Origin of the sequence: Kitasatospora sp. NPDC091335 (genome assembly GCF_044757205.1) — a bacterium.
GTDB lineage: Bacteria > Actinomycetota > Actinomycetes > Streptomycetales > Streptomycetaceae > Kitasatospora.
Window position 1 is genome coordinate 157,886 of record NZ_JBIVUM010000012.1, and the last position, 21,431, is coordinate 179,316.

A 21,431-nucleotide genomic window follows, 5' to 3' on the forward strand; every position below is an offset into this window, starting at 1 on the left:
GCTTCCGCCTCCGCTGCCGGGACGGAACCGGCGAAGGCGGGGAGGAAGGAGGGCGGAAGGATCTACGATGCGGTTACCGGCGACGAGCCGACCGGGCCCAGGCCCATCCGTACCCCCCGTTCCCTTCGGGCAGAAAGGAATCCCCAGAGTGGGTAGCAGTGTCGAGACGCTGGAATTCCAGGCCGAGACCCGTCAGTTGCTCCGGTTGGTGATCCACTCGATCTACTCGAACAAGGACATCTTCCTGCGCGAGCTGATCTCGAACTCCTCCGACGCCCTGGACAAACTCCGCCTGGAGTCGCTCACCGACTCCGACGTCGGGGCCGACACCTCGGACCTGCACATCGCGCTGGACGTCGACCGGGACGCCCGCACGCTGACCGTCCGCGACAACGGGATCGGCATGAGCCGGGACGAGATCGTGGACCTGATCGGCACGATCGCCAAGTCCGGCACCGCCGGCCTGCTGGAGAAGCTCAAGGGCGCCCAGGACGCCGCGGCGGCGCAGAGCCTGATCGGCCAGTTCGGCGTCGGCTTCTACTCCGCGTTCATGGTGGCCGACAAGGTCACCCTGCGCACCCGGCGGGCCGGTGCCGAGTCCGGCACCCAGTGGGAGTCCGACGGCGAGGGCACCTACGAGCTCCGGGAGGTCGAGGGGCTGCCGACGGGCACCTCCGTCACCCTGCACCTCAAGCCCGCCGACGGCGAGGACGGCCTGGCCGACTACCTCGCCGGGTGGAAGATCCGCCAGATCGTCAAGCAGTACTCGGACTTCATCCGCTGGCCGATCCGGATGGCCACCGAGAACACCGGCGCCGGAAGCATCGGCGCCGGCGACACCGACGCCGGAAGCACCGACCCCGAGAACGCCGACGCCGCCGAGGAAGCCCCCGCCCCCGAGGTGGAGACGATCAACTCGATGAAGGCGCTCTGGGCCCGCCCCCGCGCCGAGGTGACCGAGGCCGAGTACCACGAGTTCTACCGGCAGATCAGCCACGACTGGCAGCCCCCGGCCAAGACCGTCCACATGCGCGCCGAGGGCACCTTCGAGTACGAGGCGCTGCTGTTCGTCCCCGCGCAGGCGCCGTTCGACCTGTTCTCCCGCGAGACGAAGCGCGGCGTGCAGCTGTACGTCAAGCGGGTGTTCATCATGGACGACTGCGAAGCGCTGATGCCCGACTACCTGCGCTTCGTCAAGGGCGTGGTGGACACCCACGACCTGTCGCTGAACATCTCCCGCGAGATCCTCCAGCACGACCGGCAGATCCGCGCGGTGCGCCGGCGCCTGGTCAAGAAGGTCCTCGGCGCGGTCAAGGAGATGCAGCGCGACGACGCCGAGGCCTACACGACGTTCTGGTCCCAGTTCGGCCGCGCGCTGAAGGAGGGCCTGATCGAGGACACCGACAACACCGAGGCCCTGCTGGAGCTGGTGTCGGCCGACTCCACCCACGACCCGGAGCGGACCACCACCCTCCGCGGGTACGTCGAGCGGATGAAGGACGGCCAGGACGCGATCTACTACCTGACCGGCGAGACCCGGGCCACCGTGGAGAACTCCCCGCACCTGGAGGCCTTCCGCGCCAAGGGGTACGAGGTGCTGATCCTCACCGACCCCGTCGACGAGGTCTGGGTCGAGCGGGTCCCCGGCTTCGACGGCCACCGCCTCCAGTCCATCGCCAAGGGCCAGGTCGACCTGGACGAGCCGGCCGAGGGGGACGAGCAGGCCGACGCCGAACGGGCGCAGCGCGAACAGGACTTCGCGGCCCTGCTGACCTGGCTGACGACGGCCCTGTCCGAGCAGGTCAAGCAGGTCCGGCTGTCCTCGCGGCTGACCACCTCGGCGGCCTGCGTGGTCGGCGACGCCCAGGACATGACTCCGACCCTGGAGAAGATGTACCGGGCGATGGGTCAGCAGGTGCCGCCGGTCAGGCGGATCCTGGAGCTCAACCCGGCGCACCCGCTGGTCGTCTCGCTGCGCACGGCGCACGAGGCCGACCCGGCCGATCCGGCGCTGGCGGAGATCGCCGAGCTGGTCCACGGCGGCGCGCTGCTCGCCGAGGGCGGCGAGCTGCCCGATCCGGCCCGCTTCACCCGGCTGCTCACCGAGCGGCTGGCCAGGGCGCTGTGACCGACGGGGTGCGGCCGGCCTCCCGCCGGCCGCACCCCGCCACGGCGTCGGGGGCCCGGGCCGGACGCCACGTCCGTGGCGGTGATCATCCGGGCGTAGGCTCTCGGCTGATCACCGGGGCAGGAGAGGGAAGACATGGGCCAGAAGATCATCCGGTTCTCGGACCTGACCGGCGAGCACGTGGAGAGCGACCGGGATCTGGTGCGGGTGGTGGTGCTCCAGCACCCCGACCTGGCCGAGGGGCCGGTCGAGATCGACGCGCTCGCCGGGGAGTTGGGCGAGGTCCGGGAGCTGGCGCTCGACCTGGTCACGATCGAGCTGCACCACCCGGGCCGGGAGCGGCCGCAGACGGTGGTGATGGAGGCCGGGGCGTTCGACCGGCTGGCCTCGGCCGCGCCGATGGCCGAGGTGCTGCGCGGCGCCCGCCCGGCCGAGCGCGCCGCCGTGCCGGGGACGGCGGGCTCCGGCGGCCGGGAGCGGGTCGACTACGCCAGCCTGGAACACGCCGGACGGCCGCACAAGGGCCGTACCACCGAGGCGGAGAAGCAGGTCGTCCAGCGCCATCTGGACGAGATCAACGAGCGGCTCGCCTCCGAGGGCGTCCGCACCATCGACCTGGAGAACGTCGAGCACGTGACCAGGTACGGCCTGGACGCCCTGGCCAGGGAGACCGGCGTGATGCTCGGCTGACCGCCGGCGGCGGAGGCGGGGGTGCCGCCGGGCGGGCGACCGCCGGGCAGGTGAATCACCGTCACCCGCCCCGTGTCGCCGATCGGCCCGGCTGGGCGATCGGCTGGACTGCGCACCATGCGTATTCCATACCGGACCGGACGGATCGCCTCCGTCCTGGCACTGGTGGCGGGCTCGCTGCTGAGCAGCAGCGTGCTCGCACCACCGGCCCAGGCCGCGATCTCCTTCACCAAGAGCGTCGACAAGGCAACCGTCTCCCCGGGGGAGATCGTCACCTATACCCTGCGCTACACGTGTTCCGTCACCGAGTGCACGGGTGGCGAGATCCTGGACACCCTGCCGTCGAACATGCAGTTCCTCGGCTGGACGCCGGACCCGTCCTCGGTGGACGAGGCCGCCTCCACCGTGCCCGCCGCGGGTGCGATGGGCGGCACCATGGACATCAAGCTGAAGAGCCTGAGTCCTGGCACCACCGCCACCATCGCGGTGTCGATGAAGTACCCGAACTTCTCCACCCCGAACGGCGCCGCCTCCACCAACTCGGCGACCATGTCGGCCACCGGCGAGACCACCCAGACCGCCACCGCGAACACCACGGCCCAGGTGCAGCCGCAGTACACGGTGACCAAGGGCATCCAGACCTCCAGCAGCGACGGACGCACCGTCACCTACCAGTTCAGCGCCTGCGCCACCGACAACGTGCCCAACGTCGACCTGGACACCAGCCGCCTGTTCGACACCCTGCCGCCCGGCGCGGTGGTGGACACCGGCCGCTCGCCCGGCTGGACACAGGTGGCGCCCGGCCCGAACACCTGGGGCTACGACATCGGCCCGTTCGTCTCCGGCAACGGGCGCGGCGGCTGCCGCAACCCCGGCGCCCTCGTCGTCTTCTATCCGGAGGCCTCCTTCCCGGACGGGACCACCTCCGACAACACGGTGAACCTGCTCGGCGCCCCGCTCACCGAGGCCGAGCGGCAGTTGGACACCTCCAGCACCACCACCGGCCAGTTCCAGCCGCCGGTCACCGGCGTGCAGGTGACCGCCAGCAAGACCTGGCGCGACACCACCACGTCCGGCGACCTCAACTCCTTCAGCCTGTCGGCCACCAACACCGCGGGACCGGCCACCAGCCTGACCATCACCGACCCGGGCGCCGGCTCCACCGACGGCATCTACAACTGGATCTTCCCGCAGTCCCTCCAGCTGGAGCCGTGGAACCCGACCAGCATCCAGCTGACCCTCCAGTACCGCCTGAACGGTGACCCGACCTGGCTCACCTTCACCCCCGGCACCCCGTTCAACGGCTCCGGCGCCCGCCGGCTCACCTTCGAACAGGGCGCGGGCGACCCGGCGAACGACGTGCTCGGCTTCCCGGCCGGGCGCTGGCTGGACGGCCTGAAGTTCACCTGGAACGGCCCGATCCCCACCGGCTGGAGCCCGGGCAACTCGGTGCAGCTGGTCACCCAGGTCGCCACCCCGGGCCACGACGGACGCCAGGCCCCGGCCCCGCTGACCAACTGCGTGGACACCACCGCCACCGACGGCACCAACAACGCCTCCGCCAACGCCTGCGCCCAGACCACCATCACCCAGGCCACCAACCTCGGCGCGGCCAAGACCACCGTCGCCGGCGAGCTGTCCGCCCCCGGCGGCAAGGCCACCTTCCAGGTCATCCCGTACAACCGCAGCGCCCACGACCTGGACCGCCCGCTCGTCCTGTACGACATGCTGCCCGCCGGCGTGGTCTACATCGACGGCTCGGCCCGGCCCGACCCCAACTACCCGGACGCCAAGGCCCCTTCGTCGATCACCGTGACCCCGGGCCCGGACGGCCGGCAGATCCTCCGGATGGAGTGGCCGGCCGGCGCACCCGACTCGACGTACCTGCACGACGCACTGGCCTACCGGATGCTCTTCGACGTCCAGGTCGCCAGCAGCATCCGCTCCGGCGAGCTGACCAACGACGTCTACGTCACCGTGGACCAGCCCACCCACCCGGTCTCCTGCATGTTCTCCGGCTCCGACAGCGGCAGCACCCCGGACATCCTCGACCTCAACGGCAACGGCGACACCACCGAGCTGCTCTGCCACGCCTCGTCCACGATCAACGTGGACGTACCCGCGGTGCTCCGCTCCTACAAGGAGGTCAAGGGCGACCTCGACGCCGACTACGTCAGCATCGGCACCACCACCCCCGGCGGCGGCATCTCCTACCGGATGACCGTGCGCAACGACTCCCCCGACCCGGTCACCGACTTCCTCGCGTACGACAGGCTCCCCACCCCGGGCGACGACTACGTGCTCACCCAGGACGCCCCGCGCGGCAGCGCCTGGACCCCTTCGCTGACCCAGCCGATCACCAGCAGCGACCCGACCGTGGTGATCGAGTACACCACCGACCCCGACCCCTGCGTGGACCCGCTCCTGGTCGACCGCACCGGCTGCAACAGCGCGGCGGTCTGGAGCAGCACCTTCCCCGGCCCGGGGACGGCCACCTGGTTCCGCATCCGCCGCCCCGGCGCCATGGCCTCCGGTGAGTCCTTCACCCTGACCTGGCCGATGGTCGCCTCCTACGACGCGCCGGAGGGGGACTACGCCTGGAACAGCTTCGCGTTCACCGCCGTCGACAACGAGGGCCGCCGGCTGCTGCCGGCCGAGCCCGCCAAGGTCGGCGTCGCGGTCAAGCGCGTCGCACCCTCGAACAACGCCCTGGGCGACTTCGTCTGGATCGACAAGGACGGCTCCGGTGTCCAGAAGCCCGGTGACACCGGCATCGCCGGGGTCAAGGTGACGCTGCTGGACGGCGCCGGCCAGGCCGTACGGGACAAGGACGGCAAGCCGGTCACCACGGTGACGGACGCCAACGGCCACTACCTGTTCGACAACCTGCCCGACGGCAGCTACGCGGTGCAGTTCGACCTGACCACGCTGCCCCCGGGTGCCAAGGTCACCACGCGGCACGCCGGCACCGACCCGGCCAAGGACTCGGACGCCGACCCGGCCACCGGCATCACCCAGACCGTCACCCTGAGCGGCGGACAGCGCGACCTCGACCTCGACATGGGGGTGGTCCTCCAGACCACCTCGCCGTCCCCGTCCCCCTCGCCGTCCCCGTCCCCCTCGCCGTCCCCGTCGCCCTCGCCTTCCCCGTCCCCGTCGCCGAGCCCGAGTTCGTCACCGTCGCCGTCCCCGTCGCCGACCGTCTCCCCCAGCCCCACGGCCACCCCGACCCACACCCACACCCACCCGCACACCCCGAGGCCGTCGGAGAGCGGCGAGCTGCCGCACACCGGCAGCTCCTCCCCCGACACCCTGATCGCGGCGCTCGGGGCCATCGCCCTCCTCGGCGGCGGCACCCTCTGCTTCGTCGCCTACCGCAGGCCGGGCCGGCACAGCTGACGCCCGACCGCACACCCGCAGGACACCAGTGGCGCCGCCCCACCGAGGGCGGCGCCACCGGCGCGTCCGGGGGCAGGCCCCGGGGGTGTGAAGTCGGGCGGCTCAGTCCTGGTCCAGCTTGGACAGGGCCTCGGTGACCAGCTTGGTGGCGAAGTCGTTGCCGTTGCCGGAGATCCGGTTGATGTACTCCGCCAGCAGGACGACCATGGCCTCCAGCGGATTCATCTCCGCCTCGGTCCACTGCCCGTACTGGGCGCGCCACAGGGTGGGGCTCAGCCCGGTGCCGGCGGCGACCAGCAGGCCGGCCATCATCGGGATCACCTCGGGGCGGAAGGTCCTCGGCATCATCCGCATGGTGGCCACCAGGCTGGGCAGCACGTGCTCGACCACGTCCTCCTCGTGCTGCTCGAAGGCCGAGCGCAGCCAGTTCATGTACATGTAGACGAGCGTGCAGGCGCCGTCCAGCAGCGCCTTGGCCTGCGCGGGGCCGAAGGACGCGGTGAGCTGGTCGACCATCCGCTGGTGCTCGGGGTCCGTCCCGCTCTTGCCGTCGTAGACGGCCTTGAGCCGGGAGTCGATCACCATGAGCGCGGCGCTCACGTCGCCGACGGGAGCGTGCTGGGGGTCGCAGGACGACACGGGACTCCTCCTAGAGCGGCCACGGCCGGTGCGGCCGGCCCGTTCGTAGGGTAGGCGACCGATCGCACAGGGTCAGGCCGTTCCGCCCGGCAGGGTCCCGGGGCGGGGGTGCGGAAGGGCCGCCCCGGGCGGGCCGGGGCGGCCCTTGGTAGCGGCGGGCCGGGTCCTGGGGCCCGGCCCGCCGGCCGACAGCGGCTTCACGCGAAGGAGTTGCCCACGGAAAGCCAGGTTGACGGCGGCGACGCGCGGAGGGTGGCCGGCGCCTCGTCCGGCCCGTCGCCAGGCCCGCTGCCAGGCCCGCCGTCCGGCCCGTCGCCAGGCCAGGCCCGGGGGCCGGCCACCCTCCCGCCGTCAGGCGCCCGTCGTGGCGGTCCTGGCGTTGCGGCGGCGGACGTAGACGGTGGCCAGGATGCCGGCGACCACCGCGCCGCCGCCCGCCCCCGCGACGGACGCGTTGATCATCGGGACCGCCGCCGCGGGCTCGGCCCCGCCGCACTCGGCGTGGCCGATGACCAGGTTGGCGCCGTTCAGCGCCGGCAGCAGGGTGATGTGGACGGCGTTGACGGTCAGCGCGCCGTTGGCGTCGGTGGTCTGCTCGTTGAGGACGATCGAGCCGACGAGCGGGATGTCGATCCTGGTGTTGGCGGGGGCGTTGGCCTGGAGGTTGGTCGGGATGATGCCGACGGTGATCGACCCGCCCGCGATCAGTCCGCTGCCGGTGGCCCCGGCGGGGGTGGCGGTGCAGGTCGAGTTGATGCCGGTCAGCGAGACCGAGGCGACCCCGAGGTCGAGCCCGAGCTTGTCGACCGTCGCCGAGGCCGACGCGGTGCCGTCGGCGGGGTTGCCCGCGGTGGTCGCGGTGAGCACCGAAGTGGTGGCGACCGGACCGACGTTGAGGCCGACCAGGGTCTGGGTGCCGCCGGACGGGTAGGCCGAGTGGGGCGAGGGTGCGACGGCGACCATCCCGCCCAGCGCCTGCGTGGAGACCACGTAGGCGTCGGCCACGGGGGCGGGAAGTGCGGCGTACGCCGGGGAGGCCACGGTCAGGGCTCCGACGGCGAGCGCGGTGCCGGCGAGGACGCGGTTGCGGGTACGAGTTCTCACGGGTTGGCCTTTCGGACGTGTCGCACGGCGGAACGGATCGTCCGCCGTGGGGCGGGAAGGGGTGGTGCTTCGACTCCGCCGGCCGGCCTCGGCGTTGGCTCCGGGCGCGGCCTCACCGGCCGGGGAGAAGTCTCGGTGCCTCAGGCGATGGGCCTCAGGCGGTGGTGCCTCAGGCGGTGGCGATCTCCTGGGCGGGGGCGGGCTCCTGGGCCGCGGGCGCCGGCAGCGGCGCGGCGGTGCGGGCCGTCTTCTGCCAGGAGCCCTTGCCCCGCACGATCCGCCAGAAGGCGCGGACCGCGACGAGGTAGGTGGTCGCGGCGTACACCGCGAGGGCGAGGCCGTAGCCGAGCGCGGCCCGGCGGCTGATCCCCGGTTCGCTGCGGCGCCGGTACAGCGGCCCCCAGAGGGCGAACTCGGCGACCCCGAGGAGCAGGTAGAGCGCGATCAGCACCGCGCCGCCCTGGCCCAGGAAGGCGAGCACGAACCGCGGGTAGAAGACCGCGTTGTACGCGAAGGCGGCGATCGGCACGGTGTAGACCACCAGGCCGACGACCTGGAGCCAGGGCTGGACCATGAAGTAGAGGACTTCCAGGAAGCCCATCGTGCTGAACTCGCGGGACCGCCAGACCCGGCGCAGGTACGGCGCGCACTGCATCGAGCCCTGCGCCCAGCGGACCCGCTGGGTGATCAACTGCCGGACGTTCCACAGGGCTTCCTGGTCCACCCAGGCGGTCGTGGTGTAGCCGTTGCGCCAGCCGGCCAGCATCATCCGCAGCCCGAGCTCGAAGTCCTCCAGCAGCGCCCGGCCCCACGGCTCGCCGCCGCCCGGGTCGATCGAGCGCAGCGCGCTGAGCCGGTTGGCCTGGCCGTTGCCGCCCACGTTGACGGTCCCGGTGAGCCGGCGGGTGATCTGGATCGCGGAGATCGGCCCGCGGAACTCCATGTCCTGGAGCCTGGCCAGCAGCCGGGCGAACCGGTTGGCGAGGCGCCCGCGGTGGGGCAGCGGCACGGCCACGTCGCGGTTGGACATCCGGACCTCGGCCTGGACGGCGCCGATGGCCGGGTCGCCGAAGAAGGACGCTCCGGCGAAGCAGTCCAGCATCCCCGGCGAGGGCCGCCCGTCAGCGTCCAGGACGATCAGGACGACCCGGTCGGCGTCGGTGTCCTCCGGCAGCCGGGTTTCGAGGGCCCGGTAGGCGGAGTTCAGGGCGTCGCCCTTGCCGGTACGGGCCCGCGGCAGCCGCCGGGTGACCAGGTGGACGGGCCGTCCCTCGTCCGCCCTGGCCCGCACCACCTCGGCGGTGCGGTCCTCGGAGTGGTCGTCGACGACCCAGACGTGGGCCAGGGGGAAGTGCCGGGCGAGGTAGTCCAGGGTGGTGCCGATCACGGCCTCCTCGTCCCGGCAGGGTATGAGGAAGTGCCAGTCGAACCGGCTCGGGTCGCCGGGGGCGTCCGGGCGGGCCCGCAGGAAGTTGCGCACGATCACCGCGACGTAGGCGAGGAAGCCGACCCCCAGCACGAAGGAGAGGGAGACGGACAGGTCGAGCAGGGTCACGGCGCATCGGCCTCCGCGTCGCGGGTGGACGTTCGGGTGATCAGGAAGAGGAAGAGCAGCAGGGCGATCAGGCCGGCGGCCATCATCAGCACCGAGCCGAACAGCACGTGCGTCCAGCCGAACCCCTCGTCGCCGTAGCGGTGCTGCATGGCGACGATCAGCGTCAGCCGGCCCAGGTTGGCGGCGACGACCAGGGCGGCCGCCAGGACGAAGCCCAGCAGCACCCTGCCCGGCCCGCGGGTGCCGAACAGCAGCAGGACGCCGGCCACCAGGGCCAGCGGGGCGATCAGCAGGGCGCTGCTGCATCCGGTGGTCAGCGCGATCCCGCGCCCGAGCCCGCCCTCGCCGCCGGCGTACAGCACCGGCGCGTCGGGGGCCTCCAGCAGCAGGGTCCGCAGGCCGAGCCCGTGCTCGACCAGCCACCGGGCCCCGGCCATCTCGCGGAAGCGGTAGGCGCGCTCGCCGACGACCAGGAACCCGCCCAGCCCCAGCAGCAGCGGCCCGGCCACCCCGGCGAGCAGCCGGCCGGAGAGCGGGCCGCGGCCGTGCTGCGACAGCCGCGACCGGGCCGGCCCCGGCGGGCGGGCGGGTTGCGGGTGGACGTCTGCGGTCACGAGGAAACTCCCTGGGGGAAGGGCGAGTTGGCGGAGGACGGACTGGTGCGGCGGCGCGCGGCTACGCGTCGTCGCGGTGACGGCCGCCCGGCTCGTCCCGGTCGGCGGCCAGGCGGCTGCGCCGCAGCAGGGCGACTCCCACCAGCACCAGGGCGGTGCCGGCCGCGGCCGCGATGCCGAGACCGGGAGAGCCGGTCGAGGCCAGGACGCCGCCGCCCGCCGCGGCCGGGGGGATGCCGCCGCCCATGGGTCCGTACATGGCTGGTTCCTCTCGTTGTGACCGGGTTGTCCCGATCTTTGCGATCTGGAGCCGTATGGTGCTGGGCCGATCGGATGATCGGATAGGTCCGGCGCGCCCATTCGGGTGGAAATCACCCGTTTGCCGTAACGGACCGCGCGGCGACGCCGGTGAGCCGGCATCCCGCACTCGACGAACGGCGGCCAAGTGGACGCCCGACGAGCGGCCTTGACGGCCCGGCACATCGATCCGTACACGACCGGAGGCGCGAGCCGCCCCCTGCGCGGCTGCCCGCACGGACGCCTCGATCAAGGCCGGATGGGTCGACATTGCGCCACACGGGTGACATTTGTCCGATGTGCGGATATTTCTCCCCAAGTAATCCCTATCGTCTGCTGATACTTCCGCAGCACCCACCCCTCGCCCCTTCGGAGCGCCATGTCCTCGACCGATGTCGCCCTGGTCCTCGGAACCCGGCCGGAGATCGTCAAACTCGCCGGAGTGGCCCGCCTGCTGGGCCCGCAGGCCCGCATCGTCTGGAGCGGCCAGCACTGGGACCCGGCCCTCACCACCACCTTCTTCGCCCAGTACGGCCTGCCCCGCCCGCACCACCTGCTGAAGGGCGTCGGCGGCGAGCCGCGCGGCCGGCAGATCGGCCACATGGTCAGCAGGCTGAGCGACCACCTCGCGGCCCGCCCGCCGGCCGCCGTCGTCGTCCAGGGCGACACCAACACCGCCGCCGCCGGCGCGCTCGCGGCACACTGCGCCGGCATACCCGTCGTCCACGTCGAGGCCGGCCTGCGCTCCTTCGACCCCGACATGCCCGAGGAGGCCAACCGCCGCCTCATCGCCCCGCTCGCCGACCTGCACTGCGCGCCCACCGCCACCGCGGCGGCCCACCTCCTGCGCGAGGGAATCCCCCCGGAACGGGTGGTGATCACCGGCAACACCGTCGTCGAGGCGACCCTGGAGACCCTGCCCGCCGAGGCCGAGGCCCACCGCATCGTGACCGGACACGGCGTCACCCCGGGCGGCTACGTGCTCGCCACCATCCACCGCCCGGAGAACACCGACGACGCCGCGCGGCTCGCCCAGATCCTCGACCAGCTCGCCGCCCTCGACCTGCCGGTGCTGCTGCCGCTGCACCCCAGGACCAGGGCCGCCGTCGAGGCGCACGGCCTGCGCGGCCCGATCGCACGGCTGCGCCGGATCGACCCGCTGGACCACGCCGGCTTCCTCGCGCTGGCCCGGCACTGCCGCCTGCTGGTGTCGGACTCCGGCGGGGTGCAGGAGGAGTGCACGGTGCTCAAGCGCCCGCTCGTGGTGGTGCGCAACTCCACCGAACGCCCCGAGGCCGTCCAGGCCGGCTTCGCCCGCCTCGCCCGTCCTGGCCACGAACTCGCCCGCGCCCTGAGGGACTTGCTCGCCGACGAGGCCGCCGCCGAACGGCTGGCCCAGCTCCCCTCCCCGTACGGCACCGGGCAGGCCAGCGCCGAGATCGTCGCCGCGGTGCGCGGCCGCTACCTCGCCCCCGGGCCGCCGGCCGAACGGTTCACCGGGCCGCCGGCCGAGCGGTTCCCCGAGCCGGCCGCCGCCCCGCTGCCCGGCCCCGGACGCACGCCGGTCACGGCCGTGGCGGCCCGCCCCCGGCGCTGAACGCACCACCTGCCGGGCCTCGCCCGCCCCGGCAGGAAGCTGACGGATCGGATCCGCCCGCGAGCCGCCCTGGCAGGAAGGTGGCGGATCGGATCCGTCGACCCCGGGCGGAGCTGCTGGCAGGGTCGGACGCAGCCCGCGTCCGGCGGGATCCACTGCACCCGGGGGGCTCCCATGACGACGACAACCGGCACCCGTCCGGCCACCGCACCGGGCCCGGACGGGCGCCGCACGCGGACCGCGGGCTGAGGCGGGCGGCATGGACGACCTCTACGAGCGCCACTGCCTCGCCGACCCGCTGTTCTACGACGAGCCGGTCCGCGCCGAGCGCCCCGACGACCGCTTCGCCGCCGCCACCGCCCCGCTCCCGCCGGGCTGGCGGCGCCAGGAGCACGGCGGCTGGGTCAACCTGAGGCCGCCCGGGGCGCGACTGCCCGAGCAGGGCTGGAAGGTGCACGTCTCGGCGACGACGGACGAGGCCGGGCGGGTGATCGACCAGGTCCTGGCGTACTGCCTGGAACACGAGCTGACCTGGAAGTTCCTGCGCAGCCCCGCCACCGTGCTCGCGGCGAACAGCAAGTACGCCGACCGCCGCTCCAGCGGCAAGCTGATCACGCTCTACCCGGAGGACGAGGCCCGGCTGGTCCGGGTGCTCGACGACCTGTCCACCCTGCTCAAGGGCGTCCAGGGACCGTACGTGCTGAGCGACCTGCGCTACGGGGAGGGCCCGCTCTACCTGCGCTACGGCTCGTTCGTCGAGCGCTACTGCACCGACGGGCACGGCGAGCGGGTGCCGGCCATGCTCGGACCCGACGGCGAGCCCGTCCCCGACACCCGCGGCACGGTCTTCGCGGTGCCCGACTGGGTGCCGGTGCCCGAGGTCGTCGCGGCCCAGCAGGCCGCCGACGCCGAGCGCGAGGCGGCCGGTTCCGACACCGAGTTCCCGTTCGAGGTCAGCAAGGCGCTGCACTTCTCCAACGGCGGCGGGATCTACCTGGCCACCGACCGGCGCGACGGCCGCAAGGTGGTGCTGCGCGAGGCCCGCCCGCACGCCGGGCTCGACGCCGCCCGCCGGGACGCGGTGCAGCGGCTGCACAGCGAGCGCCGGGTGCTGGAGGCGCTGGACGGGCTGGACTTCGTGCCCGCGCTGTACGAGTACCGGCAGGTCTGGGAGCACCACTACCTGGTCGAGGAGTACATCGAGGGCGAGCGGCTGGAGGAGGTCTTCACCCGCACCTGCCCGCTCGCCCGCCCCGAGCCGGACGAGGCCGAACTGGCCGAGTACACCGCCTGGGCCCTCGACGTGGTCGACCAGGTCTCCGGCATGCTGGCGACGCTGCACCGGCGCGGGCTGGTCTTCGGCGACCTCCAGCCCAACAACATTCTGGTCAGGCCGGACGGACGCTGCGCGCTGGTCGACTTCGAGATCACCTTCCCGGCCGAGGACGGCACCGCGCCCCCGCTGGGCACGCCCGGCTTCGTCTCTCCCCGGGCCCGGCGCGGCACCGCGGTGGACGCGTACGCGCTCGCCGCGCTGCGGCTCTACCTCTTCCTGCCGGTGAACCAGCTGCTCGGACTGGACTCCGGCAAGGCCGAGCTGGCCGGCCGGGAGATCGAGCGGCGCTACCCCGTACCGCCCGGTTTCGGGGCCGAGACCGCCGCGGCGCTGCACCGGGCGGCCGGCGGGACGCTGCCGCCGGGCGCCACCGAGCGCCACCGGGCCGACGACGGGCACGGCCAGGCACCGGCCTGGCCGCAGGAGCCGGCCACCGACACCGCGGCCTGGCGCCCGGTGCTGGACTCGCTCGCCGAGGGCATCCTGGCGATGGCCACCCCGGAGCGGACGGACCGTCTCTTCCCCGGCGACATCGCCCAGTTCGGTCCGGGCCACGGCGGCCTGGGCCTCGCCCACGGGGCGGCCGGCGTGCTGTACGCGCTGCGGGCCTGCGGCCGTCCCGTCCCGCCCGAGCACACCGAGTGGCTGCTGACCAGGACGAACGCGGCGCCCGACCTGCCGGCCGGGCTGTACGACGGGCTGACCGGCATCGCCTGGACACTGGCCCGCCTCGGCGCCCTGGAGGAGGCCGGCGCCCTGGTCGACCGGCTGCTCGCCACCGCACCGCCGGCCGATCCGGGGCTCGGCTCCGGCCGCGCCGGCATCGCCCTCGGGCTGCTCGACCTGGCCGGCGCACTCGGCCGGGACCAGCTCGCCGAACAGGCCCTGGCCCTCGGGCACCAGCTGGCCGCGGAGGAGCGCGCGCCGCGGCTGCGCGGCCTGCTGGACGGCTGGACCGGCCAGGCCTCACTGTTCCTGCGGCTGCACGAGCACACCGGCGAGCCGCGCTGGCTGGCGGCGGCCGAGGCGGCGCTGGGCCGCGAACTGGACGGCGCGGACATCTCCGACGGGATGCTCTTCCTGCTGGAGGACCGCCACCACCGCAAGCTGCCGTACCTGGCCGCGGGCGGCGTGGGCACCGCCGGCGTGATCGCCGAACTGGCCCGGCGCACCGGCGAGGACCGGCTGCCCGCCCGGTTCGCCGAGGCGACGGCCGCCGCCGGGCGCGGCTGCCTCCCCGAGCTGGTCGCGGCCTCCGGCCTCTTCGAGGGCCGGGCCGGGCTGATGCTGCACCAGCTCAGGACCGGCCGCCGGGCCCAGGCCGAACGCCACCTGCGGCTGCTGGAGTGGCAGGTGATGGCCCACCGGGGCCACCTGGTGTTCCCCGGCCGCCGCACGATGCGGCTCTCGGCGGACCTGGCCACCGGCGCGGCCGGGATCCTGGCCGTCCTGCACGAGGCGGTGCTCGGCCCGGTGCCGCTGCCCGGCATCACGGACCTCCCCCGGCCCTGACCGCGGGGGACGCACGACGGTCACCATCCGGTGACCGCTACCGACACCGAAAGGACGGCACCACCATGTCGCAGATCCTCGCCCTCCAGGCCCTGGAGACCGAGCACGGCCCGGGGACCGACGCCGCCGTGGTCGGCAGCCACCTGAGCAGCTTCGCGCACTTCCGCTTCGAGGTCGCCGTCACGGACCAGGACGCCCGCTGATGTCCCGGATCCTGGCCCTCCAGGGGCTGCGGGCAGAGACCGGCACCGAGGCCGCCGTCGCCGGGAACAGCTACAACTTCAGCTTCCACAGCGGCTTCAGCCACCAGTACACCCAGACCCACATCACCGAGGAGGAGATCCACTGATGTCGCAGATCCTCGCCCTCCAGGCCCTGGAGACCGAGCACGGCTCCGAGCTGGGCGTCGCCAGGAGCTACAGCTACCTCAGCAGCTTCATCCACCAGTACACCCACACCCACGTCACCGCCGAGGAGACCTCCTGATGTCCGAGATCCTTGCCCTCCAGGGCCTCCAGCCCGAGACCGGCTCCGAGGCGGGCGTCGCCAAGACGAACGTCCTCAGCCACGTCAGCACAGCCTTCCACCAGTTCACCCACGCCCACGTCACCGCCGAGGAGACCCGCTGATGTCGCAGATCCTCGCCCTCCAGGGCCTGCGCAGCGAAGACGACGTGACCTTCGCCGCCGCCAAGTACAGCTACATCAGCAGCTCCTTCCACAACTTCACCATCACCCACGTCGCCGAGGAGGAGACCGCCTGATGTCCCGGATCCTCGCCCTCCAGGGCCTGCGCAGCGAAGACGACGCCACCCTCGCCGCCGCCAAGTACAGCTACATCAGCACCGCGATCCACCAGTTCACCCACACCCACCTGACCGACGAGGACGCCGCCTGATGCCGCGGATCCTCGCGCTCCAGGGTCTGGAGGCGGACGGGGACGCCCTGGCGGCGACACCCACCACCTTCATCGGCAGCCACCTGAGCAGCGTGGCGCACATCCGCCACGAGGTCCCCGTCACGGACGAGACCTCACGCTGATGCCGAGAGCGGCTGCCCGCCGGGGCCGTCCCGGCGGGCAGCCGCCCCGTGTCACCCCCGGCCCCGGCGGGCCGCCCGGTTCAGCACGGCGCCGTGGCGTCCACCGGGACGGTCAGCCGCGCACGCTCGGCCAGCACGCCGGCCTGGAACCGGCTCTGCGCGCCGAGGCGTTGCAGCAGCTCGGCGATGTGCCGCCGGCAGGTGCGGGTCGACATGCCCAGCCGCCGGGCGATCGCGTCGTCCTTCTCCCCGGCCGCGAGCAGCACCGCGATCACGCCCTCGACCTCGCGGGACACCGCGCGGGCCGCGGTCGGCGCGGTGTCGTACGGGACGGCCTGGCTCCACTCGTGTTCGAAGAGCCGGACGAAGTACGCCACCAGGGACGGCTCGCGGACCAGCAGCGCCCCGCCGGTGGCGAGCCTGGCCGGCACGAAGGCCGTGGTCCGGTCCACCAGGACCAGCCGGGCGGGCACCTCGGCGCGGGTGCGGATCTGCGCCCCGGCGGCGGTGACCCGCTCCGCGTAGGAGCGGGTGGGCGGGTCGAACCTGGTCGGGTGCTGGTAGACGCTCCGCAGCCGAACGTCCCGTTCCAGCAGGGCCAGGTCCCTGGGCAGCGCCTGGTCCAGGTCCGCCCAGGGGTGCCGGCCGCCCGGCCGGATCGCCAGCACCTCCTCCTCGGCCGCGCCCACCACCGAGTCCAGCGCCGCGCGGGCCGCCTGGGCGTCCTCCAGCAGCCGGACCGAGCCGGCCGGCTCGCCGCTCTGCGACCAGTACACCGGCTCCAGCGAGGCCACCTCGGCGCGCAGCTTGGCCAGCGCCGCCAGCCGCCGGCCCAGTTCGGCCTCGTACAGCCGCAGCCTGGCCTCCGCCGGTCCGGTCAGCCGCGCCACGGCCGCGTCCGGGCCGACCGCCGCGAGGCAGTCCGGTTCGTCCCCCGGTCGCTGGATCAGCAGGCACAGCTCCACCAGCAGGTCGACGGCCCGTCGGCACCGCGCCTCGGTGAGCCCGAGGTCGCCGGCGATCCGCGCCAGGTCGGCCGGTTCGACCCGCCGGTGCCGCACCGCCCACTCGTAGACCAGCCGCGCCTCGTGGTCGAGCAGGGCCTCCCGCCCCGACGACCGGATCGTGTCCGTGTTCACCGGATTCATCCACCCCTCCTCAGTCGGCCATCATCTTCCTGACCCTCCCCGCCCCTTGGCTGCCGTCGCGACCTGTGGCGATTATCGGACGACCGCTCCGAGGAGCAGTCGTCCACCGGACGCGACTGTCACCTGCCACTGCTGTCAAGAGGGCCGCCATGGAACAACGTGGAACCGTCCGGGTTGCGTTCACCGCACCCGCGCCGGCGGCCCTTCCGCCCCCGGGGCGCCGCACCGCCGGCCGAACGCCCGCCGCGCGGCGGCCGTCCCCGGCCCGACCAGCGAGGACACCCAGCTTGGACACCCAGGCCTCCGTCGCCCCCGCCCCCGCCCCCGAGACCGACCACGACTCCGTCACCTTCTACCGCTGGGCCGTCCGCCAGGACAAGTCCGGCGCGGACGGCCTCCGCTCCGTCGCCGAGCACACCTGCGGCCATCCGGCCGGCCACGCCGTGGACCACGCCGTCGGCCACGCCGTGGACGTGCCCCGGCGCCGCGGGCTGCTGCGGCCCGTCCCCGCCGACACCCCGGCACCCGCCCGGGAGCAGGCCGGGCCCGAGCACCTCCACACCAAGCAGCCCGCCGCGGCAGCCGGCCCCGGAACCGCGCACGCCGGTGTCGTCGGCCGACTGCTCCTGGCCCGCCGGGAGGTGCTGCTCTGCTGCCCCGGCGGCGACCCGGCCGCGGCCGGGCTGGCCGAACTGCTGCTGGCCGAACTGCCGCTCGCCGAAGCGGCGTTGAGCGTCCGGATCATCCTCCAGCACCCGGCGCGCTTCCACCTGCCCGCCCAGCGCCGGGCCCGGGCCGCGACGCGGGCCGGCGCCGAGGTGCGCACCACCGGGGAGAGCTGCGGACCGCTGCTGGTCATCGACCGGGAGAGCGCGTTCCTGCCGGAGCACGGGCGGCCCGACGGACTGGTGCCGGTGACCCAGCCGTCCGTGGTGAACCACCTGGCCGACACCTTCGAGACGCTCTGGCACCGGGGCGAAGCCTTCCGCAGCGGGCCGGTCGCCGCCCGCGCCGTCTCCGACGAACTGCGCGGCGCGATCCTGCGGCTGCTCGCCGACGGGCTGAAGGACGAGGTCATCGCCCGCCGCCTCGGGCTCTCACTGCGCAGCTGCCGCCGGCACATCGCCGGCCTGTACGGCACGCTGGGCGCCGACAGCCGCTTCCAGGCGGGGGTGCTGGCTGAGCGGCACGGCCTCACCGGCGGCGTGGCGGCGCCCGGCGCCTCCTCACCCGCCTCCCCGACTGCCGCACCGACCGCCGCACCGACCGCCGTTCCGGCCGCTGTGCCGCCCGCCGCCTGTGCCGCCGGCAGCCGCTGAGCGGCAGATCACAGCAGGCAGCCACGCGCCGCCACACGCCCGTCACATTCGGCCCGGATACTCGAACAGGCCCACCGATCACCTCCCGGACGACGGAGGACCCCCGCATGACCGCCGGCCCCGACCGCCCCGCCTTCCTGCTGGTCCACGGCGCCTGGCACGGCGCCTGGTGCTGGGACGCCGTACGCGCCGCCCTCGACGCCGAGGGCTGGCGCTCCCACGCCGTCGACCTGCCCAGCTCCGCCCCCGTCGGCTCCGTCCCCGCCCGCTCCGACGGCACCCGGCCGGCGGGCCTGGCGGAGGACGCGGCCGCGGTCCGCGACCACCTGCGGCGGATCGACGGCCCGGTGGTGGTGGTCGCCCACTCCTACGGCGGCGCCCCCGTCACCGAGGCGATCGCGGGCGCCCCGAACGTGGTGCGGGCGGTGTACCTCGCCGCCTTCCAACTGGACGCCGGAGAAAGCCTGTTCTCCTTCCTGGGGACACCCGCCCCGGCGGACGACACGGGCCACACCCCGCCGGACGAGGACGCCCGGCAGGTGTTCTTCGCCGACGTGCCCGGCGCCGAGGCCGACCGCGCCGTGGCGCGGCTGACCCCGCAGAGCGTCCGGTCCTTCACCGAACCGGTGCGCACGGCGGGCTGGCGCACGGTGCCGTCCAGCTACGTGGTCTGCGAGCACGACCGGGCGCTCGAACCCTCCCGGCAGCGCGTGCTCGCCGCGCGCGCCGACACCGTGCACCGGCTACCCAGCAGTCACTCCCCCTTCCTGTCCATGCCCGGGGAGCTCGCCGCCCTGCTGGCCGGGATCGCCGGCACCGGCCGGCGGTCCGACCGCCGGTCCGACGGTCGGGGTGGGCCGGACGGCGGGCCGGCCCACCGCGCCGTCCGGTCCTCGTGAGCTCCGGCTCGCGTCGGCTCCGGCCCTCGTCAACCCACGTCAGTGGCGCCGGTGCGCGGCTCCAGCCGGGTGCCCGTACGGAGGGTGATCGACATCAGGTCGCTGGGGGCGTCGAGTTCCAGCCGGTGCCAGCGGCCCCGGGGGACGATCGCGGCGGTGCCCGCCGTCAGGCGCACCACGGTCTCGGCCTCGCCCGCCTCCCCGGGCTCCACCGGGCGGAGGTGGAGCCGGACGCCGCCGGCCAGGCAGCACACCGCCTCCTCCGCCTCGGGGTGCATCTCCCAGTGGTCGGCGTGGACGTCGGCGTCGGTCTCCACGTGGAAGGTCGCGATCTGCCAGGCCCCGGTGTCGCCGCCGGTCATCCGCCGCCCGGTGGCCGTGACGTCGCCGTCGGGGTGGATGTGCAGTGCCGAGGCGAAGAGGTTCACGGCCGCGATCGGAGTGGTGGTCATGAGCGGGTTCCTTCCAGTCGGTTCTCCGCGGGGGTGAGCGGGCTGGGGCCGGGGTCTTCCGGCCGCCGCCGGGGCAGCACGGCGATCGCCACGAGCGCGGCGAGCACGAAGAGGACGGCGGTGACGGCCAGTCCCGCCGCGTAGCCGTCGCTGAGGGCGGCGGGGTCGGTGGCACCGCCGGTGCGGTGGGCGGCGACGGTCGCCAGGGCGGCCAGGCCGACACAGCCGCCGAGCTGGCGCGAGCTGTTGAGCAGTCCCGAGGCCATGCCGGCCTCGCGGGCGGCCACGCCGGTGGTCGCCGCGGCGGCGACCGGCGCCAGGACCAGCCCGGTGCCGATGCTGGTGACCAGGGACGGGCCGAGGACGTCGGTGAGGAAGCCCCCGTCGGGGCTGATCGACGCGAACCAGGCCAGGCCCGCGGCGGCCAGGACGGCCCCCGGCACCAGGGCCACGCGGGGTGTGCGGCGCGCGGTGATCCGGGTGGCGACGACGGTGCCCGCGACGAGTCCGGCCGAGAAGGGCAGGAACGCGAGGCCGGTGGCGGCGGCGCCCAGGCCCAGCACCTGCTGGAGGTAGAGGGAGACGAAGTAGAAGGCCGTGAACTGCCCGGCGGCGGCCAGGAACACCAGGGCGTTGGCACCGGCCACCCAGCGGCTGCGCAGCAGGCCGAGGCGGAGCAGCGGCGCGGGGGCCCTGGTCTCGGTGACGGCGAAGGCGGCCAGCAGCACGACCGCGGCGGCGAGCGTCCCCAGGGTGGCCGGGGAGCCCCACCCGTGGACGTCGGTGCGGACGACGCCGAACACCAGCAGCCCGATCCCCGCGGTCGCCAGCACGGCGCCGAGCACGTCGGGCCGCTCCCGCCGTACGGGCCGCGCCTCCTCCGGTCCCCCGCCGGGTGCCGGCGCGAACGCCACCGCCACCACGGGCAGGTTGACCAGCATGACCCAGCGCCAGCTCGCGTACTCGGTCAGCACCCCACCTGCCAGCACCCCCAGCGCTCCGCCCGCGGCGTTCGCCGCGCTCCACACGCCGAGCGCGCGCACCCGGCGGGGGCCTTCGGTGAAGGTGGTGGTGAGCATCGCGAGCGCGGCCGGGGCCGCCGCCGCGGCGCCCACGCCCTGTCCGGCGCGGGCGGCGACCAGCTGCCAGGGCGCCTGGGCCACCCCGCCCGCCAGGGAGCAGAGCCCGAAGACGGCCAGGCCCAGCAGGAACAGCCGCCGCCGGCCGTACAGGTCGCAGGCGCGGCCGCCCAGCAGCAGGAGCCCGCCGAAGGTGAGCGCGTAGACGTGCACGACCCAGGAGAGGTCGAGCGGCGCGAAGCCCAGGTCGGTCCTGATAGCGGGCAGGGCGACGTTGACCACCGACATGTCCAGGGCGAAGACGAACTGCGCGACGGTCACCGCCGCCAGCACCAGGCCGGGGCGCCCTCGTGGGTTTTTATACATGTAAAGAAAGTAGCCCCGGATGATCGCCGCTGTCGAGTCCCGGGTGATGATGGGGGCATGCAGCAGCCCGCCGAACCGCAGCCGCCGGCCTCGACGTCCTCGGCCTCCTCGACGTCCTCGTCGCCGCGCACGGGCACCGCGCCGGGCAAGGCCGCCGGGCCGGGCAAGGCCGCCGGGCCGGGCAAGGCCGCCGGGCCGGGCAAGGCCGCCGGGCCGGGCAAGGCCACCGGGCCGGGCAAGGCCGCCGGGCCGGGCAA

Annotated in this window: 21 protein-coding genes and 2 pseudogenes; 14 read left to right on the forward strand and 9 right to left on the reverse strand. The window is 74.1% G+C overall.

The window, feature by feature from the left end:
* Positions 1–148 precede the first annotated feature (148 nt).
* From htpG to ACIQOW_RS24675, 3 genes and pseudogenes are all read left to right on the forward strand, one after another.
* Positions 149–2,128 (forward strand): molecular chaperone HtpG, encoded by a 1,980-nt coding sequence (gene htpG, locus ACIQOW_RS24665; protein ID WP_401088364.1) that lies wholly within the window; start codon positions 149–151, stop codon positions 2,126–2,128.
* A gap of 135 nt (positions 2,129–2,263) precedes the next feature.
* Positions 2,264–2,818, forward strand: coding sequence for a hypothetical protein (locus ACIQOW_RS24670; RefSeq protein WP_401088366.1), 555 nt, complete (start codon positions 2,264–2,266; stop codon positions 2,816–2,818).
* Between the two features lie 117 nt (positions 2,819–2,935).
* Positions 2,936–5,875 (forward strand): annotated as a pseudogene (locus ACIQOW_RS24675) (SdrD B-like domain-containing protein); the annotation flags it as partial.
* 89 nt (positions 5,876–5,964) lie between these two features.
* Here the strand turns inward: ACIQOW_RS24675 and ACIQOW_RS24680 are convergent.
* From ACIQOW_RS24680 to ACIQOW_RS24705, 6 genes and pseudogenes are all read right to left on the reverse strand, one after another.
* Positions 5,965–6,153: pseudogene (locus ACIQOW_RS24680) on the reverse strand (hypothetical protein); the annotation flags it as partial.
* A 166-nt stretch (positions 6,154–6,319) separates the two neighbouring features.
* Complete coding sequence (locus ACIQOW_RS24685; RefSeq protein WP_401088528.1) at positions 6,320–6,802, reverse strand: hypothetical protein; 483 nt, start codon at positions 6,800–6,802, stop codon at positions 6,320–6,322.
* Between the two features lie 405 nt (positions 6,803–7,207).
* Positions 7,208–7,960, reverse strand: a complete 753-nt coding sequence (locus ACIQOW_RS24690; protein ID WP_401088368.1) for a choice-of-anchor P family protein — start codon at positions 7,958–7,960, stop codon at positions 7,208–7,210.
* 169 nt (positions 7,961–8,129) lie between these two features.
* The gene (locus ACIQOW_RS24695) at positions 8,130–9,515 is read right to left on the reverse strand and encodes a glycosyltransferase (protein ID WP_401088370.1); all 1,386 of its coding nucleotides are present in this window, start codon (positions 9,513–9,515) and stop codon (positions 8,130–8,132) included.
* Complete coding sequence (locus tag ACIQOW_RS24700) at positions 9,512–10,129, reverse strand: archaeosortase/exosortase family protein (protein WP_401088372.1); 618 nt, start codon at positions 10,127–10,129, stop codon at positions 9,512–9,514. Before ACIQOW_RS24700 ends, ACIQOW_RS24695 begins: the two co-directional genes overlap by 4 nt.
* A gap of 61 nt (positions 10,130–10,190) precedes the next feature.
* Positions 10,191–10,388 carry a hypothetical protein gene (locus tag ACIQOW_RS24705; RefSeq protein ID WP_401088374.1) on the reverse strand — a complete coding sequence of 66 codons (198 nt, stop codon included), beginning with the start codon at positions 10,386–10,388 and terminating at the stop codon, positions 10,191–10,193.
* A 417-nt stretch (positions 10,389–10,805) separates the two neighbouring features.
* On the opposite strand from ACIQOW_RS24705, the gene wecB reads away from it, so the two are divergent.
* From wecB to ACIQOW_RS24750, 9 genes are all read left to right on the forward strand, one after another.
* Positions 10,806–12,023: a non-hydrolyzing UDP-N-acetylglucosamine 2-epimerase gene (gene wecB, locus ACIQOW_RS24710; protein WP_401088376.1), complete on the forward strand. Its 1,218-nt coding sequence runs from the start codon at positions 10,806–10,808 to the stop codon at positions 12,021–12,023.
* Between the two features lie 259 nt (positions 12,024–12,282).
* Positions 12,283–14,871, forward strand: a complete 2,589-nt coding sequence (gene lanKC / locus ACIQOW_RS24715) for a class III lanthionine synthetase LanKC (protein WP_401088378.1) — start codon at positions 12,283–12,285, stop codon at positions 14,869–14,871.
* 65 nt (positions 14,872–14,936) lie between these two features.
* Positions 14,937–15,074, forward strand: a complete 138-nt coding sequence (locus tag ACIQOW_RS24720; RefSeq protein ID WP_401088380.1) for a hypothetical protein — start codon at positions 14,937–14,939, stop codon at positions 15,072–15,074.
* Positions 15,074–15,220 carry a hypothetical protein gene (locus ACIQOW_RS24725; protein ID WP_401088381.1) on the forward strand — a complete coding sequence of 49 codons (147 nt, stop codon included), beginning with the start codon at positions 15,074–15,076 and terminating at the stop codon, positions 15,218–15,220. Before ACIQOW_RS24720 ends, ACIQOW_RS24725 begins: the two co-directional genes overlap by 1 nt.
* Entirely contained in the window at positions 15,220–15,357 is a 138-nt protein-coding gene (locus tag ACIQOW_RS24730; protein WP_401088383.1) for a hypothetical protein, read from the forward strand. The genes ACIQOW_RS24725 and ACIQOW_RS24730 overlap by 1 nt, the downstream gene beginning before the upstream one ends.
* Positions 15,357–15,500: a hypothetical protein gene (locus tag ACIQOW_RS24735; protein WP_401088385.1), complete on the forward strand. Its 144-nt coding sequence runs from the start codon at positions 15,357–15,359 to the stop codon at positions 15,498–15,500. The genes ACIQOW_RS24730 and ACIQOW_RS24735 overlap by 1 nt, the downstream gene beginning before the upstream one ends.
* Complete coding sequence (locus ACIQOW_RS24740) at positions 15,500–15,634, forward strand: hypothetical protein (RefSeq protein WP_401088387.1); 135 nt, start codon at positions 15,500–15,502, stop codon at positions 15,632–15,634. The genes ACIQOW_RS24735 and ACIQOW_RS24740 overlap by 1 nt, the downstream gene beginning before the upstream one ends.
* Positions 15,634–15,768, forward strand: coding sequence for a hypothetical protein (locus tag ACIQOW_RS24745; protein ID WP_401088389.1), 135 nt, complete (start codon positions 15,634–15,636; stop codon positions 15,766–15,768). The genes ACIQOW_RS24740 and ACIQOW_RS24745 overlap by 1 nt, the downstream gene beginning before the upstream one ends.
* A complete protein-coding gene (locus ACIQOW_RS24750; RefSeq protein ID WP_401088391.1) occupies positions 15,768–15,911 on the forward strand; it encodes a hypothetical protein in 144 nt (47 codons plus the stop codon). The genes ACIQOW_RS24745 and ACIQOW_RS24750 overlap by 1 nt, the downstream gene beginning before the upstream one ends.
* A gap of 80 nt (positions 15,912–15,991) precedes the next feature.
* On the opposite strand, the gene ACIQOW_RS24755 is transcribed toward ACIQOW_RS24750, so the two are convergent.
* A complete protein-coding gene (locus tag ACIQOW_RS24755) occupies positions 15,992–17,059 on the reverse strand; it encodes a LuxR C-terminal-related transcriptional regulator (RefSeq protein WP_401088393.1) in 1,068 nt (355 codons plus the stop codon).
* Between the two features lie 287 nt (positions 17,060–17,346).
* On the opposite strand from ACIQOW_RS24755, the gene ACIQOW_RS24760 reads away from it, so the two are divergent.
* Both ACIQOW_RS24760 and ACIQOW_RS24765 read left to right on the forward strand, forming a co-directional pair.
* Positions 17,347–18,378 (forward strand): response regulator transcription factor, encoded by a 1,032-nt coding sequence (locus tag ACIQOW_RS24760; RefSeq protein WP_401088394.1) that lies wholly within the window; start codon positions 17,347–17,349, stop codon positions 18,376–18,378.
* Between the two features lie 107 nt (positions 18,379–18,485).
* A complete protein-coding gene (locus ACIQOW_RS24765; protein WP_401088396.1) occupies positions 18,486–19,277 on the forward strand; it encodes an alpha/beta fold hydrolase in 792 nt (263 codons plus the stop codon).
* A gap of 29 nt (positions 19,278–19,306) precedes the next feature.
* Here ACIQOW_RS24765 and ACIQOW_RS24770 read toward each other — a convergent pair whose 3' ends face one another.
* Positions 19,307–19,729 carry a cupin gene (locus ACIQOW_RS24770; protein WP_401088398.1) on the reverse strand — a complete coding sequence of 141 codons (423 nt, stop codon included), beginning with the start codon at positions 19,727–19,729 and terminating at the stop codon, positions 19,307–19,309.
* Positions 19,726–21,174 (reverse strand): MFS transporter, encoded by a 1,449-nt coding sequence (locus ACIQOW_RS24775; RefSeq protein ID WP_401088400.1) that lies wholly within the window; start codon positions 21,172–21,174, stop codon positions 19,726–19,728. The genes ACIQOW_RS24770 and ACIQOW_RS24775 overlap by 4 nt, the downstream gene beginning before the upstream one ends.
* Between the last annotated feature and the right edge of the window lie 257 nt (positions 21,175–21,431).

Bases quoted from the DNA above. Each gene is read 5' to 3' on its own strand.
- ACIQOW_RS24670 (WP_401088366.1), top strand. From the start codon at position 2,264: ATGGGCCAGAAGATCATCCGGTTCTCGGACCTGACCGGCGAGCACGTG.
- ACIQOW_RS24685 (WP_401088528.1), bottom strand. From the start codon at position 6,802: ATGGTGATCGACTCCCGGCTCAAGGCCGTCTACGACGGCAAGAGCGGG.
- ACIQOW_RS24705 (WP_401088374.1), bottom strand. From the start codon at position 10,388: ATGTACGGACCCATGGGCGGCGGCATCCCCCCGGCCGCGGCGGGCGGC.
- wecB (WP_401088376.1), top strand. From the start codon at position 10,806: ATGTCCTCGACCGATGTCGCCCTGGTCCTCGGAACCCGGCCGGAGATC.
- lanKC (WP_401088378.1), top strand. From the start codon at position 12,283: ATGGACGACCTCTACGAGCGCCACTGCCTCGCCGACCCGCTGTTCTAC.
- ACIQOW_RS24720 (WP_401088380.1), top strand. From the start codon at position 14,937: ATGTCGCAGATCCTCGCCCTCCAGGCCCTGGAGACCGAGCACGGCCCG.
- ACIQOW_RS24725 (WP_401088381.1), top strand. From the start codon at position 15,074: ATGTCCCGGATCCTGGCCCTCCAGGGGCTGCGGGCAGAGACCGGCACC.
- ACIQOW_RS24730 (WP_401088383.1), top strand. From the start codon at position 15,220: ATGTCGCAGATCCTCGCCCTCCAGGCCCTGGAGACCGAGCACGGCTCC.
- ACIQOW_RS24735 (WP_401088385.1), top strand. From the start codon at position 15,357: ATGTCCGAGATCCTTGCCCTCCAGGGCCTCCAGCCCGAGACCGGCTCC.
- ACIQOW_RS24740 (WP_401088387.1), top strand. From the start codon at position 15,500: ATGTCGCAGATCCTCGCCCTCCAGGGCCTGCGCAGCGAAGACGACGTG.
- ACIQOW_RS24745 (WP_401088389.1), top strand. From the start codon at position 15,634: ATGTCCCGGATCCTCGCCCTCCAGGGCCTGCGCAGCGAAGACGACGCC.
- ACIQOW_RS24750 (WP_401088391.1), top strand. From the start codon at position 15,768: ATGCCGCGGATCCTCGCGCTCCAGGGTCTGGAGGCGGACGGGGACGCC.
- ACIQOW_RS24755 (WP_401088393.1), bottom strand. From the start codon at position 17,059: ATGAATCCGGTGAACACGGACACGATCCGGTCGTCGGGGCGGGAGGCC.
- ACIQOW_RS24765 (WP_401088396.1), top strand. From the start codon at position 18,486: ATGACCGCCGGCCCCGACCGCCCCGCCTTCCTGCTGGTCCACGGCGCC.
- ACIQOW_RS24770 (WP_401088398.1), bottom strand. From the start codon at position 19,729: ATGACCACCACTCCGATCGCGGCCGTGAACCTCTTCGCCTCGGCACTG.
- ACIQOW_RS24775 (WP_401088400.1), bottom strand. From the start codon at position 21,174: ATGTATAAAAACCCACGAGGGCGCCCCGGCCTGGTGCTGGCGGCGGTG.